Origin of the sequence: Parasphingorhabdus cellanae (assembly GCF_017498565.1) — a bacterium.
In the GTDB taxonomy this organism is placed as follows: Bacteria; Pseudomonadota; Alphaproteobacteria; order Sphingomonadales; family Sphingomonadaceae; genus Parasphingorhabdus; species Parasphingorhabdus cellanae.
In genome coordinates, this window is the sequence record NZ_CP071794.1 from 3,574,831 (window position 1) to 3,592,935 (window position 18,105).

Here is an 18,105-nt window from a genome sequence, read left to right on the forward strand (position 1 = left end):
AGTTAAAGTGCCTTCACTAAGTCTAAAACTCGATTTGAATCTTGACGATGGCAGATCAACAAATCGGGCAAATATGTTTCTTCTTGGTTGTAACGTAACGGGCCGCCATCAATGCGGGAACAATGCAAACCATGCGCCTCGGCTACCGCAACTGGTGCGCAATTATCCCATTCATATTGCCCGCCGGAATGAAGATAAATATCCGCTTCCCCTCGAACAATAGCCATCGCTTTTGCCCCCGCAGAGCCCATCGGAATAAGGTCAGCATCCAATATTTCTGAAACTGCAACGGCTTCTTTGGCTGGCCGGGACCGGCTAACCACCATACGCAGTTTGCTGTTACGAGCGGGTGAAGCGATCGGCAGGTCGCTACGCAAAGTTAAATCAAGACTCGGTAGAGCGACCGCACCGATTGTAGCGCTCCCCTCTATGGCAAGCGCGATATGGACCGCCCAATCACTGCGGCCTTCACCATATTCCCGGGTTCCATCGACAGGATCAATGATCCAGACCCGATCTTTTTCCAGCCGACCACGGGTATCTTTGCTTTCCTCGGATAACAAGCCATCGTCAGGACGCTGGTCTCGCAAAGCTGCGATAAGCATATCATTTGCCGCTTTGTCTCCAGCGTTACCAAGCTCTCGTCCCGTCAAAACCGAGCTGTCGCGCAGCTTCAATAGCAATGCGCCAGCATCCTCCGCCAGCTTTGCAGCCAATTCAGCATCTGTCATATCGTATAGGACCAACTACCGACTATTTTGTCCACGATAATTTCGGCAGCCTCTTCAGGGCTCATCTTGGTGGTATCAATCCGCATTTCTGCATTTTCCGGGATTTCATAGTCGCTATCGATACCGGTGAAATTTTTTAGCTCGCCAGCACGCGCTTTCTTGTAAAGACCTTTGACATCACGTTCTTCCGCTACAGAAAGCGGTGTATCAACGAAAATCTCGATAAACTCGTCGTTCGGCAACATGGATCGCACCAGCTGTCGTTCCGCTCGGAACGGAGAGATAAAGGCCGTGAGGACAATCAGTCCTGCATCCGCCATCAACTTCGCGACTTCTCCGATACGGCGGATATTTTCCACCCGATCAACATCTGTAAACCCCAAATCCTTGTTCAATCCATGTCGCACATTATCGCCATCCAGAAGAAAACTGTGCTTTCCGAGGGCGTACAGGCGTTTTTCAACCATATTGGCAATAGTTGATTTACCGGAACCGGATAAGCCAGTGAACCAGACCACCCGTGGTTCTTGGCGTTTTTGCAAGGCATGAGCGGCGCGGTCAATATCAACATCCTGCCAATGGACATTTTGTGATCGCCGTAAGCAGAAGTGCAGCATTCCTGCGGCAACCGTTGCGTTGCTGATCTTGTCGATCAGGATGAAACCGCCCAGATCACGATTGTCCGCATAGGGTTCAAATATAATCGGCCGGTCCGTGGCAATCTCCGCTACACCAATGCCATTGAGGTCGAGCGTTTTGGCGGCGAGTTGCTCCATATTATTGACATTGACCTGATATTTTGGCGGTTGAACCGTGGCGCTGACAAATTGCGTGCCGATCTTCATCCAATAGCTTCGACCTGGCAAAAGTTCAGATTCATCCATCCAGACAATGGTCGTCTCAAACTGATCCGCAACTTGCGGCGGCGCATCAACAGCTGCGACGACATCCCCGCGAGAGCAATCAATCTCATCCGCCAGCGTTAGCGTGACCGATTGTCCTGCGACGGCCTCGTCAAGATCGCCGTCGAACGTCACGATACGTTTTACAGTACTTGTCTTACCCGACGGCAAGATGCGAACCGGATCGCCGGGTTTGACGGTTCCACCGGATATTTGTCCGCTAAAGCCACGAAAATCGAGATTGGGCCGGTTAACCCATTGTACGGCCATGCGAAGCGGGCGCGCTTGATTGGCCGTTACCATCACTTCGACATTTTCGAGATGCTCCACCAAAGCTGGACCTTTATACCATGGCGTATTATCCGATTTACTGGTGATATTGTCTCCAGCCAAACCGGAAATCGGCATGGGTGTGAAGGCTTCTATGCCGATTTCCTTAGCAAAAGCGGTGTAGTCGGCGATGATGTCGTCATAAACGGCTTGGTCATATCCGACCAGATCCATTTTGTTCACGGCGACAACGAGATGTTTGATGCCGATCAAATGCGCCAAATAGCTATGCCGACGCGTCTGGGTTAAAATGCCTTGCCGGGCGTCGATCAATATCACTGCAAGATCAGCAGTGGAGGCGCCAGTTACCATATTACGTGTATATTGCTCGTGACCCGGCGTGTCCGCGACAATGAACTTGCGCTTTTCTGTCGCGAAGAAGCGATAAGCAACGTCAATGGTTATGCCCTGTTCGCGTTCGGCGGCCAGTCCGTCGACGAGAAGAGCGAAATCAATCTCTTGACCTTGTGTACCAACCTTTTTGCTGTCTGCTTCCAATGTCGCGAGTTGGTCTTCAAAGATCATCTTTGAATCATAAAGCAAACGGCCAATTAAAGTTGATTTGCCGTCATCAACCGAGCCGCAGGTAATGAAGCGCAGCATTGTCTTATGTTGATGGGCTTCCAGATAGGTATCAATATCTTCGGCAATGAGGGCATCGGTCTCATAGATCGTGTCAGCATCGATATTTTCAGAATGAACCATCAGAAATATCCTTCCTGCTTTTTCTTTTCCATCGAGGCCGCTTGATCATGATCAATGGCTCGACCCTGACGTTCCGACGTTGTGGTCAGCAGCATTTCTTGAATGATCTGGGGTAGGGTGGTAGCTTCACTTTCGACCGCTCCGGTTAACGGATAGCAGCCAAGCGTCCGAAAGCGTATCGAGCGCTCGACCGGCTTTTCTCCCTCTTCAAACCGGAAACGATCATCGTCAACCATCAACAGCATTCCATCGCGCTCTATCGTCGGACGAGGCGCTGAGAAATAGAGCGGTACAATCTCGATATTTTCCAGGTGGATATATTGCCAGATGTCGAGTTCGGTCCAGTTGGACAGAGGAAAAACTCTTATGGTTTCGCCCTTGGCCTTGCGGGTATTATAGACTTTCCAAAGCTCCGGCCGCTGATTTTTGGGGTCCCAGCGATGGTTGGCAGAACGGAAAGAAAATATCCGTTCCTTGGCTCTGCTTTTTTCCTCATCCCGCCGCGCGCCGCCAAAGGCAGCATCAAAACCATGCTGGTCCAATGCCTGCTTCAGGCCCTCGGTCTTCCACATATCAGTGTGTAAAGCGCCATGGTCGAAGGGGTTTATGCCTCGTTCCTTGGCCTCGGGATTTTGATGAACCAGCAATTCCATGCCAGCATCCCGAGCGGATTTTTCACGAAGCTTGTACATTTCCTGAAATTTCCACGTAGTATCCACGTGGAGGAGCGGGAATGGGGGAGGGGAAGGGAAAAATGCCTTTTTCGCCAGGTGCAGCATCACCGCACTGTCCTTACCTACCGAATAAAGCATTACAGGTTTTGCGGTCTCCGCCGCAACCTCACGCATGATGTGTATCGCTTCCGATTCGAGGCGCTGGAGATGGGTGAGGGGCATTGGAATTATGCTTTCATCAATTGTCACTTTGAGATGCTTGCAGCGGGGACTGCATCATCAAGGTCCAACTATATAACGAACTTGCTGCGCAATGGCTGGCAAGATTTTCTAATTATCGATAAACATCGCTTGTACCATGTTTTTGAGATGATTGGTCAAATCCTGAGGGACCAGCCGTTCGCGACAATATATTTAGCTCAGACCGCAGCCGCCATATGACTTGCCTGATTTATAGCGGCTTTGGCGTCCAATTCTTTTGCCTCGTAAGCGCCGCCAACCAACGCCGGTGACAACCCATCTGCCACCAAGTCATCGTAAGTTTCCCGTAGTGGGTCTTGTCCGGCGCAGATGATGATTGTGTCTGCTTCCAGAATTGCTGGTTGCCCACCTTGCAGGATATGCAGCCCAGCATCGTCAACTTTAACATATTCAACGCCATTCATCATATTTACGCCGCGCCGCGCGAGCGTTATCCGATGGGTCCATCCGGTTGTCTTTCCAAGACCCGCTCCGACGCGACTTTCTTTGCGCTGCAATAGCGTGATCTCCCGATCGGATTTGGCAACTTTTGGCTCAACGCCGGTCACGCCACCCCGAGGGTGATTTTCGAAATCGACACCCCATTCTGCAGCAAAGACATCACGGTCTACAGCACCCGATGGACCGGAATGGCTTATCAACTCACAAACATCAAAGCCAATGCCGCCGGCGCCAATAATAGCAACTTTTTTCCCGACTGATTTTTTGCCCTTAATGACATCAACATAGCTCACCACCTTGGGATGATCGATACCCGGTATATCCGGCTTCCGCGGTTTAATGCCGGTGGCGATGATTATCTCGTCAAAACCCTCAGTTTTTAATGTTGCTGCGCCGGCTGGCGTATTGAGCCGCAAGTCTATGCCATGCACCTCGATCATGCGGTTATAGTAGCGGACTGTTTCGTGAAATTCTTCTTTGCCCGGGATGGTTTTGGCGAGATTAAACTGGCCGCCAATTTCTGAAGATGCCTCAAACAAAGTGACAGCATGGCCTCGTTCTGCGGCCACAGTGGCATAGGCAAGACCAGCCGGGCCGCCTCCGACCACAGCAATTTTCTTGGCTTCCGCGGTGGGGAGGTAATTCAGCATTGTCTCGTGACAAGCCCGCGGATTGACCAAGCAAGACGTTAACTTACCCAAGAATGTATGATCAAGACAGGCCTGATTACAGGCGATACATGTGTTAATTTCATCTTCGCGCCCTTCAACGGCTTTGCGCATAAAGGCGCTGTCCGCCAGCAGTGGGCGCGCCATGGACACCAGATCGGCGTCACCCCGTTCCAGAACTTGCTCGGCAACGTCTGGCATATTGATTCGGTTAGACGTAATAACCGGCACATTGACTTCTTTGCGTAGCCGGCCGGTGACTGATGTAAACGCTGCCCGCGGTACCATTGTGGCAATGGTGGGTACCGCGCTTTCATGCCAGGTAAAGTGAGTAGAGATGATGGTGACACCGGCTTTTTCCAGCGCTTTCCCGAGTGTGATGATTTCTTCCCAACTCATCCCATCCTCCAACATGTCCATAGCGGCGATGCGGAATATCAGGATAAAGTCGTCACCGACGGCAGCCCGAGTTTGTTCGACAATTTCAAGAGCAAAGCGCATCCGGTTTTCATAAGACCCACCATATTCATCTTCGCGCAAGTTGGTCTTTTTGACCAGAAAAGTAGAAATTAGATAACCGGCTGAGCCAATAATTTCGACCCCGTCATAACCAGCTTTTTTGGCCATTACCGCACAGCGGACGTGATCATCTATCTGTTTTTGGATACCAGCCTTGTCGAGTTCAATTGGGACAAATCGTCCGATCCGGGATTTGACAGCTGACGGCGCAACGGCATTGGGGGTATAAGCCAATGGTCCGGGATGCAAAATCTGCATGCAAATTTTAACGTCAGGATCTGCTTCGTGAACCGCATCAGTCACCATACGATGTTTCGTTGCTTCCTCGTCGCTGGACATCATGGCACCGCCGCTTGACGATTCTTCATTGGGTGCGATCCCACCAGTGATGATCATGCCAATATTATTGGCTGCGCGTTCGGCAAAATATGTCGCCATGCGTTCAAACCCGCCTTCTGTTTCTTCCAGTCCCGTGTGCATGGAGCCCATAATCGAGCGGTTTTTGATGGTGGTAAAGCCAAGGTCTAGTGGCGCGAGCAGTAAAGGATATTTCATGGTCATCGGTATAATAATATTTCTCCATCAGCCTATTATCGTATCTGTTAGGCTCAGGCGGCCGCTCCAGTACTTGACATCCTAGGCCATAGATTGCGCTGGCATTGACAAAATGGGCAAGCGCTTTCTTAATCTAATCAATTTTAGGATTCGATCGGGGCTAAATTGACTTCAAGGAAACATACTGATTCCCGGGATAAGGGTAGTTCCAATTTGGGCAATGATGAAACCAATGGCTCGTCATCGCATAATGATCTGACAGAGCTTTTTGCTCAATTTCAATTCCCTCTGGAAAAATACTTCCGGAAAAGGGTTTATAATCAAAATGAAGTGGAGGACCTGGTTCAGGATGTTTTCTACCGGCTGACATCCCGCACCGATAATGCGGATTTGGAACGCCCGGAAGCGTTTATTTTTCAGATCGCAGCGAATTTATTGCGCGACAAGGCGCGGCGTGAAGCTACCAAGCGGGCATTTACCAAACAATTATCTGACCAAAATGAAAATGCTTTTGAGGAACTTTCTCCCGAGCGCGTCCTATTGGGTAAAGAGAAAGTAGTGGCGCTGAAAAACGCATTGAACGAATTGCCTGAACGCACCCGGACCGTTTTCCTGCTGCACAGGTTTGAAGAGTTTAAATATCGCGAGATAGCGCAGCAATTGGGTATATCGATGAGTTCAGTTGAAAAGCATATGATGGATGCCATAAAGCATCTTACGCATCGTTTGGGGTCGTCAGAATGAAAGACCCCCACTCCATAAACGCGTTGCACGCAAATAATAATGTTGAGGAACAGGCGGCTTATTGGTTTGCGCGCTTACGCGCCGACAATGCGAGTAAAGGAGATCAGCGGCGGTTTAAATCCTGGCTTGAAGAGTCTCCGCGCCATGCCGAGGCATATGCTTTGCAAGAAGAGGTCTGGGCGGCGATGCAAGACAGCGCGGTTGATGATGATATCTTGGCGATGCGTCAAAATGCTTTGGGCATGTCTGCAACCTCAAATGATAACCGCTGGCTCAAATATGGGGCTATTGCTGCTTCGCTCTTGGTGGCCGCGGTTTCTTTAATAGTGCTGAACCCATTCGGATATTTGGATGGATCTGACTTTTCTGATCCGGCAGAACAACTGGCGCAATCCGAACCGCAATCATCACCGATTTACAAAACTGCCGTTGGTCAAAGATCGACGGTGAACCTACCGGATGGTTCCGTGGTCGAATTAAATACAGACAGCCTGATCCAGATCAATTTCAGTGATGATAAGCGCGATCTCATTTTGCTGCGCGGTGAAGCGCTGTTCGATGTAGCAAAAGATGAAAGTCGGCCCTTTGTTGTAGAGGCGGACGGCAAGTTGATCACTGCTATTGGTACAACCTTCTCCGTTCGGCGAGCCGATGATGAGATACGTGTGACCCTGATAGAAGGAATTGTTACAGTTGATAAGGAGGATAGTGAGGGCGGCAACCCTGACGCTGTTAACAAAAAACAACTGCGGCCAGGCGAACAGTTGGTCGCATTGGGTGATCAACCGTTTAAGGTGAATGCGATTAACACGGATGCCGCAACAAGTTGGAAAGATGGTAGGCTGATCTTCGATAATGAACCGCTGGGAACTATCATACAAGAAGTGAACCGTTATTCCACGCGCAAGCTGGTCGTCGGCGATCCGACATTGTCCGATATGCGGGTTAGCGGTATTTTCCAGGTTGGTTCCGTCGACAGTTTTGCCGCTGCTTTAGAGGCTTCTTTTCCTGTCGCACACAACGCGCAGTCTGATAAAGATGATATTGTTCTGAGCTGGAAAGAATAGCCTCTTAGTCTATGAAAAAATAGGCTTTATCACGCCAATAATACCTCGAACATAGCGAGCATATCTTCTCAATCTGAAAAAGATTTTGAGGAAAGAAAAAGGTCGCGCGTCTTACTTCTTGTTAGGCCAGTCAGCGGATGACTGACGGCCGACAGGGAATGAAAAGACAGGGGATCACTATGCAATCTCGTTCGTTCAAAATGCTGCAGGCAGCAATCCTGGCTAGTACCGCCAACATCGCAATTGTTGGATCGGCGCATGCCCAAGAACAGATCATGTCGTTTGATATGCCAGATCAGTCCCTGTCTGCAGCATTGAAGGACTATGCTCTGAAGACGGGAAAAAATCTCGTTTACCCGCCTAAAATGGTGGCCGACAAGCGAGCTAAGGCTGTCTCGGGCCAGCTTACCCCAACACAGGCGTTGCGACTATTGCTGAGAGGTACGTTAATTTCATTCCGCGAGATCCGGCCTAACGTAGTAGCGCTTAGTCTTAACAATAAGTCACAGTTCCAGCAAAATAGAACCGCTGCAACCGCGGCAGCGACTGCTTCGACACCGGCCGTTGTTCAAAGAGCCTCAACATTGGCCGATATACAAGACAGTCCTTCATCGAAGGACGGGGCGACCGGCGTGGTGTCAGGAACGGTGGTGAATACCAGCACAGGCGTCGCGCTGAAGGGGGCGTTGGTGCGCATCGACGGAACAAATCTGGAAAGCGTTACAGATGATCGCGGCCAATATTATTTTCCTGCGGTTCCGCGTGGGCAGCAGATGGTCCGGGTGGAATATTTGGGTGAGCAGGTAGAGACAGTGATTATATCTGTCTCCCCTGGGTCTCGACAGCAAGCTAATGTGCAAATCGGTCAGGCCAATCAGGACATTGTCGTCTTCGGCTATCGCAGCAGCATTCAGCAAGCGCTGAACAAACAGAAAAATGTGGATAACAGTGCGACGATCGTGTCGTCGGATTTATTGGGTGGTTTTCCGGCGGAAACAGTATCGGAAGCGCTGCGGCGGGTGCCTGGCGTGGCCTTTGGGCGAGACGATGCAACCGGCGAAGGATCTCGCGTCACTGTGCGTGGCTTTAGTTCTGAGGCTATCAACGTCCAATTGAACGGGATTGATTTGCAAGGCACTAGCTTCGAACGGACTGTGGATTTGAGTGGTTTTCTGACTGACAACATCTCTGAAATTACCATCCATAAATCGTTGCTTCCCAGTCATGAAGCAACAGGATCAGGTGGTCTTGTAGAAATCGAAACCAAGTCCGCATTGGATTATGGCGATTTCTCGCTCAATTTCGGCATTGAGGGGGAAAGCGGATTTGATCGGAAATTCGGCGAAGAATTTGAAGCCAATGGTACTATTTCGAAAAAACTGGCACCCAATTTTGGTATTGCAGCGACGTTGCAATATCGCAAAACTAATCGGTTGAATTTTGATGCCAATGTAAACGATATTATCCCGGCGATATTACCAGCGGGATTCACTTCATTTGGACTTGTCCCGGTGGCGGATTTCGAATTTCCCTTCGACCCCGGCGTTCAACAACAAATCATTTTCGGAGCTAATTATAATCGGCGCGACAGATCGGAAGAAGCGATCTTGGGCTCTATAAATTTGGCGTGGGACGTTGCCGATCATACGCGGTTGCGCCTGGACCTACAGCGTAATGTGCGCGATACACAAACTCTTGTATCAAACACATCAGTGGGTTTTGTCCTGGCAGGCATTGATATGCCCATTCCGGAGCTGAACAACGAAGTGCGACGGCGCCGGACCATCAACCAGTTCCGTCCAGCGATTAATTTGAATACGACTGACAATAAGCTGACAACAAGCACTATCAGTTTCCGAGGTGATACCGATATAGATCGTTGGAATTTCAAGTATAAAGCAGGCTACTCTCGCTCTGTTTCCAAAGGCAATAATTCGTCTATTGCCCTGATAGGTAAGCCAGCCAGTAATGTAATCGATCTCGTCAACGGTGACACGGTCATCATCAATCCAGACGATGACGCCGGTCAGCCACCCCGGGTTGTTGATGGTGTGGTTGTATCGGTAAGCAATGGTTTGCCTGCAGCATCGCTTAGCGCAGCGGGTATTGATTATCTTTTCGACCCGAGCAATTATAATGTCTTGCGGGCGCAGCGAACGCTGATCGATAGCCCGACGGATTCATATGTTGGGGAATTCAGCGCCCGATACAATACCCCTTTGGATTTTTTGAATTATGTGGAGTTGGGGGTCAAGTATGATTCGCGTACCAGACAAACGCTAGATAATCCTACCAATCCTGCCTTTTCGGCCAGTAGCCGATATTTTAGAATTTTTAGACGTGATACCGAAGCGTCGTTGTTGGATGGCGGGAACTTCTTTAGCCAGGATCTCGGTATAATAGGTGCATCTGGTACTGACATTCCTTCTCTTACAAGAGCATCTTCAGACCTGATATTTGCCGACTTGGCTAATTTCACGGCGGACGACCCATCTACTCCAGATTTTAACGAAGAGCGATTCGTCTTTGATGACTTTACTCAGCTTGACCCGATTTTGGATGGCGGTGGCGCCTTGTTTCCAACCGAGGTTACCGAGGAAAAGCTTGCCGGATATCTTCAGACAAAATTCGAATTGGGCGATTTCAATCTCATCGCTGGGGTTCGTTATGAGCGCGAGAAGCGGGACGCATTTACGATCACAACTCCTTCACTTAGGTTTGATAATATAACGGTGCCGCAGACAGATTTGATTGTGGCTGGTTTGGTCGACTTTAATACACAAGGCGCAACCGTGGAAACATGGACACCCAGTTTCCTCCTCACATATCGGCCAATTGACAACATCACTGCGCGTCTTGGTTATTTCCGTTCTACTGTTTATCCATCGATCCAGTTGCTCAACAGATCAACAACGATTCAGGGTGATTTGCGGGCAGCGAACCCCCGCATTACGATTCGAGAAGCCAATCCAGATATCAAGCCAACTGTCACCGATAATTTCGACTTGGATATCGCTTATTATTTTGACGATACGCCCGGCTTGATAAAGTTCAGTCTATTTTACAAAAAAATCTCCAATAATTTCACTAACATTCTCAATTCTTTTGGGAATATTGCAAGTGATGAGATCGTTAGAGATCGCTATTTGGAATTCTTTGATCCGCTGGTGGGACAATATCCTCAAATCACGGCCATTCCTGACGATACAACCTATTTCTTTAGTCGGCCCGAAAATGGAGAGGGCGGTAACATCTGGGGCGCTGAATTTGAGATTATTCGTCGCCTTGATTTTTTACCCGGTTTCTTGAGCGATTTTGGTGTTCTTGGAAACGTCACTTACACCAATGCAGAATTCCCTACGCTGGTTCCGATAGTGGAAGGGGTCGGTGCGGACCGGGAATTCACTCAAATCAGCTTGAATCGACAGCTTCAGGATCAAGCAAAATGGGTCTATAATATATCACTGGATTATGAGCGTGATGGCTTTCAGGGCAGGCTAATATACACCCGTCAATCATCCTCCGGTGTCATTTATGACGAGTTTAACTTGAACACGGTGACACCAGCGTTCGCGACGCTTGATGCCCGTTTTTCATATAATTTTGAAAAATTTGGCGGGTTGTGGACAATATTTTTGGAGGGCGATGACCTGCTTACTGGGTCAAAAGAGGCTGATATCCGTTCAGCGGTAAGCTCACAATTCGGCGATGGCGATGCGTCGTTCTTCTATCCACAAAGTTTCCAATTCAACGGCGGCCGCACGGTGACTTTCGGCATTCGCGCCAAATTTTAAGCGCCGCCTTTCTCCCTTCTGTTTCCTGGGGTTGATCCCACCCCGAAAACCCCGCATCGGCCTCAGGAAGCAGAGACTTCGAGGGAGCGTATGGATTGTGGTCCATGCGATCATACTGCGTATCATGTGTCGCACAGATATAGGATCTGAATGCGCAACTATTTGTTGAGGTATTGGTGTTCTGGCGCGTCTTATATATTATTGGTAGCCGACAGGATTCGATGGCTGCCCCCAACTTTCTGGAGACCTTGTAATGCGACAGATTTTCCGGTTGCGATTCTCGCTTGCGCTCGTTGTTATAGGGATGCTGTTTGCGGGCCTGTCTGACGTCGCGGTTGCCCAACAACAACGCGGCTTCGCGCATGAGGGAAGTGACCTAAAGCCCGATCCTCGGGTCGTTTATGGCACACTCGATAATGGACTGCGTTACGCGGTAATGAAGAACAGCACGCCAAGTGGTGTGGCTGCGTTGCGGATGCGAATTGCGACGGGGTCTTTGAACGAGACCGAAAAACAACTGGGAATTGCTCATTTCCTGGAACATATGGCGTTTAACGGATCCAAAAATGTGGCTGAAGGGGAGATGGTCAAACGGCTAGAGCGCTATGGTTTAGCCTTTGGCGCGGATACCAATGCCAGCACTGGTTTCAGCCAGACGACCTACAAACTCAATCTACCAACCGTTGGGGAGGATATACTCAACGAAGCCTTTTTCCTGATGCGCGAAACGGCCCAAAACCTGACGCTTGACCGCAAGGCGATTGCGCGTGAACGCGGGGTTATTGCTGCAGAAAAGCGCAGCCGGGATTCCGTCAATTTCCGCGCACTGGTCGCCAATATGGGTTTCCTGACCGAAGGCAGCGGACTGGTCGATCGTTTGCCGATCGGCACGGATGAAACCATTGCCAGCATGCCGCGCTCGGAATTTGTAAAATATTACCGCGCTTTTTATCGACCGGAAAATACCTTTATCGTTTTTGTCGGCGATCTGGATGAAGATGTGGCGATCAAAAAGATCGAGACCTATTTCGGCAATTGGCGCTCTTCCGCTGCACCGGTACCGGCGGCAGTTATCCCCCCGGCCAATGTTGCGCCGGGCCAGATCGGCTATCATCATAATGACGAGATATTGACCTTTGTCTCGCTGGGCGTGAAGCATCCGTATATCAATAGGCCGGACAATATGGCGCGGCGCAAAGAGGGTTTTCTGCGCGGGCTGGGCGCGCAGATTGTCAATCGCCGGCTGGACCGGAAAATTGACGCAGGCGATGCCGCCTATCTCAATGCCTCCATCAGCCGCTATGCACCGGAGGACACCGTCGATGCGTGGATCATCCGGATGCGCAGCAATCCCGATAATTGGCGGGAAGCGCTGGCTGGCGGGGACCAGGAAGTCCGCCGTGCGTTCACCTACGGCTTTTCGCAGGACGAAATGGACGAAGTGCTCGCCCGGTGGCGCAAGGGATTGCAGGTCGCGGTCAATCGCAAAGACACGCGCAAAACTTATGGGACCGTGGAATATAATTATGCCACGGAACTGGTCGACCGCTTCGCCAAAGAGCGGGTATTCACATCGCCGGAAGCAGATCTCGAGCGGTTTGAAAAATTCGTGGCCGAGGTCACATTGGAGGATGTCGAACGGGTCTTTCGCGAACGCTGGACCGGCATCGAGAATCCGTTTGTTTATCTCGCGACCAATAAAAAACTGAGCAATCCTGAGGCTGAAATCCGCGCTGCGCTAGATGCCGCGCGCGAAATCGCAGTCTCGCCTCTGGAAAAGGAACCGGCGCAGAAATTCGCCTATACCGATTTCGGCAAGCCCGGCCTGGTTGCTCGGGAAACCTATCTGCCCGATGCTAATGCCTATACGGTGACCTTTGCCAATAATGTGCGGCTGAATTTCAAACAAACCGATTTTGATGCAGATACAATCGGCATCCGGGTCCGGGTCGGCAGTGGTTTTCTCTCCATGCCGCAAAAAAACGAGAGCTTGAGGCGGCTTGCGGAAAATCTGCTCAACGGCAGCGGGGTGCAAGGACACAGTTCGGACGAGTTGCGGACGCTATTTGCGGGGAAACGGGTCGGCACGCGGGTGCGGTTGCGCCCCGACAATGACGCGCTGGAGATTATCGGCGGGACCAACCGGGAAAATCTGGCCGACCAGCTCAATCTGATGACTGCGCATGTGACTGCGCCAGCCTATCGCGCGCAGACCGTGACACGCTACCATGACAAGATGAAGGCTTGGTACCCGACGCATGACGCGACCCCGATGACGGTGGCTGAAAAAGAATTGCCGCGCATGATCCGATCCGGCGATGCGCGCTATGGCTATGACGACCTCGACAGCTTTCTGGCCCCGGAAATTCAGGATGTACGCGACTGGATGGGACCGCAGCTGAAAGACGGGCTGATCGAGATCACGATTGTCGGCGACGTCGAACGCGCCGCCGCGATTGCTGAGGTTGCCCGGACATTTGGGGCGCTGCCCAAGCGGGCGGACAGCAAGGATGCATTTTCCGACATGCGCCAGCTCGATTTCCCCACCCCGCCGGAAGCCCCTTTCACTTATTATCATCAGGGCAATACCGATCAGGCCGTAGTGCGTGTTTACTGGCCCGCTCCGGATGCGTCGGACGCCGTCAATGTTTTCCGGATGCAGGTGCTGCGCAGCATCTTCCGTAACCGGCTGAGCAATGTGCTGCGCGAGGAAATGGGAGCAACCTATTCTCCCGGTGCTGGTTTATTCGCTAACGATCTGTTTGAAGACTATGGCTATATATTTGCCAGCGTCACAGCCGCGCCCGAAAAAGTCGAAGAAGTTCATCAAGCTGTTCTAAAGGTTGGTGAGAATCTTGCCGAAGGAACGATTGATCAGGATATATTCGGCCGTGCGATAAAGCCGATTATCGACGATATTGACAGCACGCAGGAAAATAACAGCTACTGGATGTCGGTGCTGGGCGACGCACAAACCGAGGGGCACGGGATCGCCCGGCACCGGCTACGCGAAGAGGTTTTGACGACGATGACGGTGGAGGATGTCAACGCGTTGGCCGCAGAAGTTTTTATTTCTGATAAGGCTGTCGCTGGCTATATCCTACCGACATCAGATGACGATATTCCAACCGATATCGTTGAGGTGATAGATTCTGACTTGTAGCTGATCCCGGAAATTCGGAAGCCTGGTGCCCACCAAACGCGGATAGCGCAGGTTACAACCTAAACAATCGCACCATCTTGCCAGTCCAACACGGTCAGATAATTTGCTAGCCGGTTCTGCTCCAGTTTCGCGATGAGCGGGTTGTCATGATACGGGATCAGCAGATCGCTGAGCGGGCTGGCCCAAGGGGCGTTCGCGTCGAACATAATACCCAGTCCGAAAACAGCTGGAATTTCTGCATAAGCCAATGGCCGCCCGCTGGCTTCCGCCTCATCGATAAAATCAACCACCGCGCATTTTACGCCATTGCGTTCACCACCTTCGTGCAAAGCCCATCCAAATTGGCCCATGCCTCGAAAACCTTGTTCGCGTAGCAATCCCGACCGCCCGGGTTTTGCCCCGCCATCCATGCAATAATCATGACGATATTCCTCTGGAATTCTATCGGGCGCATAATACATATCGCGGTTTGCGGAGGGCCAGCAGACATCATGCAATATTGCCAACAAAGGTTTATCGTCTCGCTCGCAGGTGGCCTTAATCGCTTTCAGCTCGTGATAGACAGTATACCAGTTATGATCACCATCGATCAGCCACGCATCGATATGTTTCAGCTCTGGAATGGCTTCGAGGCTGGGCTTGGCGATATGGGTCACTTGTTTTTGCGCGTTGACCCAATCCAGGAATTCCTGTTTGGGCGTGGGATCCACGCTGAAAAGATGGCCTTCATTCGCCGCCGCATGATTGGCCAGAACGCTTGTCATACCGCCATATTCTGCTCCGATTTCGGCAATTCGAGAGACATTGGCGATATCCATCGCTTTTACTATAATGTCGGAAAATTCGGACATGGAGTGGATCAATAGCGTCATAACTAGGCAACCTTTCTGGTGGCAGTTTTTGCAGCTTTGCTCAGCACTGTCGGCCGGAAAACAAAGTTCAGCATCAATGTCTCACTGGTGGCAATGGCAGGAGGGGGAACGAACATGAATGCATCTTGCCGAGTGCAGCGATGCAGGCCGGGAGCATTTTCAGTCATTGCTTCATAAACCGGGTGCGCCGTAATAGCGTCATCGTCGATTTTCTTGGCCATGAAATTATCAATATCGTGAAAATTAACTTCTTCGATCTGCAACCAATCGCAAATCTGTCCGAGCATGATGGCGATGTTAAATTGCCCTGTACCGGCCGGGATCAGCGCTTGATAATAGCCATCACTGGTCGGGTGGGCATCAACTTCGATCTGCAGATGTTCCTTATCATCGGCAAGCATGACCGGGATTTTGATGCCGCCGCTCTGAAAGTCATTTTGGCGTAGATCAAGCGCGAAGCGGTTGCCTGCAAATAACGGCAACAGCGCCTGCATGCCTTGCTGTTTCAGTTCTCCGGGCAAATAGATGCGGGAGATATTTTTGGTATAAAATACCCCGCGTCGCCGCATGCCTTGTTGGGCGGTATCGGCATCGATGAACTTCAGCATGTCTTTCGTACCGAGGTTCACGTCATGATGGAAATTTTCGAAAATGCCGATTTCTCGTTCAACTGGCAGAAACAGGAGGCGTGATAGCGAGGCTGCGGCCATATGGCGCGCACAATCGCCATCCCATGATTTTGGGGTGGTCGCCCAGCCGCGACTCAACTGTTTTATATAGGTTAAACACGCTACTTGCGCATTGTCGCGCTCATCGCTCTGTTTGCCTTTTATATCGGCGGTATCTCGTTCTGGCTCACCTGCTACGCTATAACCCAGTACGGACCCGTTGGACTGTGTACAAAGCTGTTCCAGAACCGCAATGGATTCACATAGCGCATTGAGCGCGCTATTATCATAATGGCGGACGTCAATGAGGCCTTTCTTGTCCAGATCGGTTATCATCAACTCACGGAGCAACAGGTACCGACCAGATATGTCGAGATCCATTTCTGCACGCAGCACTGGCTCGATAACATTCTGAACTGATCCGTTATAACCGAGATCGACAAAGACGACGGTTTCACCTTGTTCGACACCATTGCTTTTGAGATGTGCAATTAGGCCGGCTCTGAATTTTTTCGAACGCGTGACAATTTTTTTGACATTCTTGGTTTTAAGAACTTCGCGAATGAAGGCCGTTGGAGTTTTCATTCCGGCAATCCGGGGTATCTCGTCTTTGGAAAATAGCAGCTGGCGACAATAGGCGGCCTGCCGTTGTTGGGAGTAAGCATCCTTTTTATTACCTGTTGCTTCCGCCATCAAAAAGGTTTCGATGGCTTTGCGGTCGACAAAACTTGCAGCGCTAGAGGTGAAACGGCTGAGTTCAACCATCGCTACGTGATCGGCATATTCGGGATAAACCTCCAGAAACGCCTTGGCTGGCAGATATCCGTCCCGCAGCAGGAAAAGTAATTTGGGTTTCTTTCCAATCCCAATTTCGATTTTCTCAAACTCTTCAGCTATCCAGCGCGAAAAACCGTGCAAAATCGGGCCGAGAACATCATGGCCAAATTGAAACGTCGCTTCATCTTTTGAGCGCAAGGATATTTGCGCGCGGTGGGGCTGCAAAGACGGTGCAATCTTGCGGGTATCCTTGTCCAATATTGTCGCCGCCACAGCCTCCAATCTCAAGCGCTCTGATGCCTCATCGTCAAATTGTTCGAAGTGCACGCCGTTAATGCCTAGCTTCATCGGCGCGTCAAAATCGGCTTTCTTGTTATCGCCCAGATGTAGGATTTTGCCTGGAGAGACACCCAAATCAGCAAGCACCGGCTTGAACAGCCCGCCAGCCTTGCTCATGCCATAGTCACAAGAACAGAATATCCGGTCGATTTTATCAGCAATTTCCGGTCCAGCGGCGTCTGTGATCAATCGGCGCAAAAGCGTCTCGGGCAAATAGGTGTCGGAAACAATGATGACCTTCAAACCGCGGCTTTTCGCACGGTCTATGAGCATGCTGACCGGTGCGAAAGCAAAGCAGTGCCGGGTCTCTGCCAAAAGTTCTTTCTCGACACAGTTTGCGACGCGGGCCTGATCGGCCTCGCGAAACATTTTTTCATAAATTTCGTGAATGGTGACTTCGTTTTTGGCCTTGTCGAGGACCAGGGCTTTACGCGCCCGCTTCTCAGCCAAAACACGCAGTTCCATGGTGCAGTCCGTTATGTCCAGATCATGAAAAATATCTATGGGGCGGTTTACGTTGCGCCAGATCAAAGTATCGAAACAGTCCAGCGACAATATTTCTATATTGTCATCCGCGTCGTCGAGAAGCGTATCGATTTCTCCGGCCGTAACGTTTTCTTTCATGTCTTCCTGTTCCTTTTCGTTGACCCAACTGACCGTTACGATCTCACCCTTTGATCGAATAAATCCAAAGGCGTCCGCAAAACCGGCGAGTACGAGGAAAACACAGCAAAGCTTATGCCAGTTTTCACATTGATTGACCGGAGGCCAAGTATGCTGGACTTTTGGGGCTTTTTTCAATCTCATTTCGTCTTTGAGGCCAAAGGATCGGCAAGAACTTGCCGCTCATCGGACAAATTTTGCCGGGCGCTATTGAATATCATGGCGGAAGTGA

At 50.6% G+C, this 18,105-nt stretch carries 10 protein-coding genes; 4 read left to right on the plus strand and 6 right to left on the minus strand.

Annotated elements, in window-relative coordinates; genetic code table 11:
• Positions 1-2 precede the first annotated feature (2 nt).
• From J4G78_RS17180 to J4G78_RS17195, 4 genes are all read right to left on the minus strand, one after another.
• Positions 3-731, minus strand: coding sequence for a 3'(2'),5'-bisphosphate nucleotidase CysQ (locus J4G78_RS17180; protein ID WP_207987715.1), 729 nt, complete (start codon positions 729-731; stop codon positions 3-5).
• Complete coding sequence (gene cysN, locus J4G78_RS17185) at positions 728-2,668, minus strand: sulfate adenylyltransferase subunit CysN (RefSeq protein WP_207987716.1); 1,941 nt, start codon at positions 2,666-2,668, stop codon at positions 728-730. Before cysN ends, J4G78_RS17180 begins: the two co-directional genes overlap by 4 nt.
• Positions 2,668-3,564, minus strand: coding sequence for a sulfate adenylyltransferase subunit CysD (gene cysD / locus J4G78_RS17190; RefSeq protein ID WP_207987717.1), 897 nt, complete (start codon positions 3,562-3,564; stop codon positions 2,668-2,670). Before cysD ends, cysN begins: the two co-directional genes overlap by 1 nt.
• A gap of 197 nt (positions 3,565-3,761) precedes the next feature.
• The gene (locus tag J4G78_RS17195; RefSeq protein ID WP_310737229.1) at positions 3,762-5,792 is read right to left on the minus strand and encodes an oxidoreductase; all 2,031 of its coding nucleotides are present in this window, start codon (positions 5,790-5,792) and stop codon (positions 3,762-3,764) included.
• Between the two features lie 207 nt (positions 5,793-5,999).
• On the opposite strand from J4G78_RS17195, the gene J4G78_RS17200 reads away from it, so the two are divergent.
• The 4 genes from J4G78_RS17200 to J4G78_RS17215 all read left to right on the plus strand — a co-directional run bounded on the left by J4G78_RS17200 (position 6,000) and on the right by J4G78_RS17215 (position 14,554).
• On the plus strand, positions 6,000-6,530 hold the full coding sequence (locus tag J4G78_RS17200) for an RNA polymerase sigma factor (RefSeq protein WP_207987718.1): 531 nt from the start codon (positions 6,000-6,002) through the stop codon (positions 6,528-6,530).
• The gene (locus J4G78_RS17205; protein WP_207987719.1) at positions 6,527-7,597 is read left to right on the plus strand and encodes a FecR family protein; all 1,071 of its coding nucleotides are present in this window, start codon (positions 6,527-6,529) and stop codon (positions 7,595-7,597) included. Before J4G78_RS17200 ends, J4G78_RS17205 begins: the two co-directional genes overlap by 4 nt.
• Positions 7,598-7,776: 179 nt before the next feature.
• Positions 7,777-11,391 (plus strand): TonB-dependent receptor, encoded by a 3,615-nt coding sequence (locus J4G78_RS17210; RefSeq protein WP_207987720.1) that lies wholly within the window; start codon positions 7,777-7,779, stop codon positions 11,389-11,391.
• Positions 11,392-11,644: 253 nt separating this feature from the next.
• The gene (locus J4G78_RS17215; protein WP_207987721.1) at positions 11,645-14,554 is read left to right on the plus strand and encodes a M16 family metallopeptidase; all 2,910 of its coding nucleotides are present in this window, start codon (positions 11,645-11,647) and stop codon (positions 14,552-14,554) included.
• Positions 14,555-14,613: 59 nt separating this feature from the next.
• Here the strand turns inward: J4G78_RS17215 and J4G78_RS17220 are convergent, their stop codons facing one another.
• Both J4G78_RS17220 and J4G78_RS17225 read right to left on the minus strand, forming a co-directional pair.
• A complete protein-coding gene (locus tag J4G78_RS17220; RefSeq protein WP_243457144.1) occupies positions 14,614-15,405 on the minus strand; it encodes a class I SAM-dependent methyltransferase in 792 nt (263 codons plus the stop codon).
• A 23-nt stretch (positions 15,406-15,428) separates the two neighbouring features.
• Positions 15,429-18,011, minus strand: a complete 2,583-nt coding sequence (locus J4G78_RS17225) for a hydrolase (RefSeq protein WP_207987723.1) — start codon at positions 18,009-18,011, stop codon at positions 15,429-15,431.
• Positions 18,012-18,105: the final 94 nt, after the last annotated feature.

What these genes read in the sequence shown, in the direction of transcription:
- J4G78_RS17180 (WP_207987715.1), bottom strand. Translation starts at nt 731, where the DNA reads ATGACAGATGCTGAATTGGCTGCAAAGCTGGCGGAGGATGCTGGCGCA.
- cysN (WP_207987716.1), bottom strand. Translation starts at nt 2,668, where the DNA reads ATGGTTCATTCTGAAAATATCGATGCTGACACGATCTATGAGACCGAT.
- cysD (WP_207987717.1), bottom strand. Translation starts at nt 3,564, where the DNA reads ATGCCCCTCACCCATCTCCAGCGCCTCGAATCGGAAGCGATACACATC.
- J4G78_RS17195 (WP_310737229.1), bottom strand. Translation starts at nt 5,792, where the DNA reads ATGACCATGAAATATCCTTTACTGCTCGCGCCACTAGACCTTGGCTTT.
- J4G78_RS17205 (WP_207987719.1), top strand. Translation starts at nt 6,527, where the DNA reads ATGAAAGACCCCCACTCCATAAACGCGTTGCACGCAAATAATAATGTT.
- J4G78_RS17210 (WP_207987720.1), top strand. Translation starts at nt 7,777, where the DNA reads ATGCAATCTCGTTCGTTCAAAATGCTGCAGGCAGCAATCCTGGCTAGT.
- J4G78_RS17215 (WP_207987721.1), top strand. Translation starts at nt 11,645, where the DNA reads ATGCGACAGATTTTCCGGTTGCGATTCTCGCTTGCGCTCGTTGTTATA.
- J4G78_RS17220 (WP_243457144.1), bottom strand. Translation starts at nt 15,405, where the DNA reads ATGTCCGAATTTTCCGACATTATAGTAAAAGCGATGGATATCGCCAAT.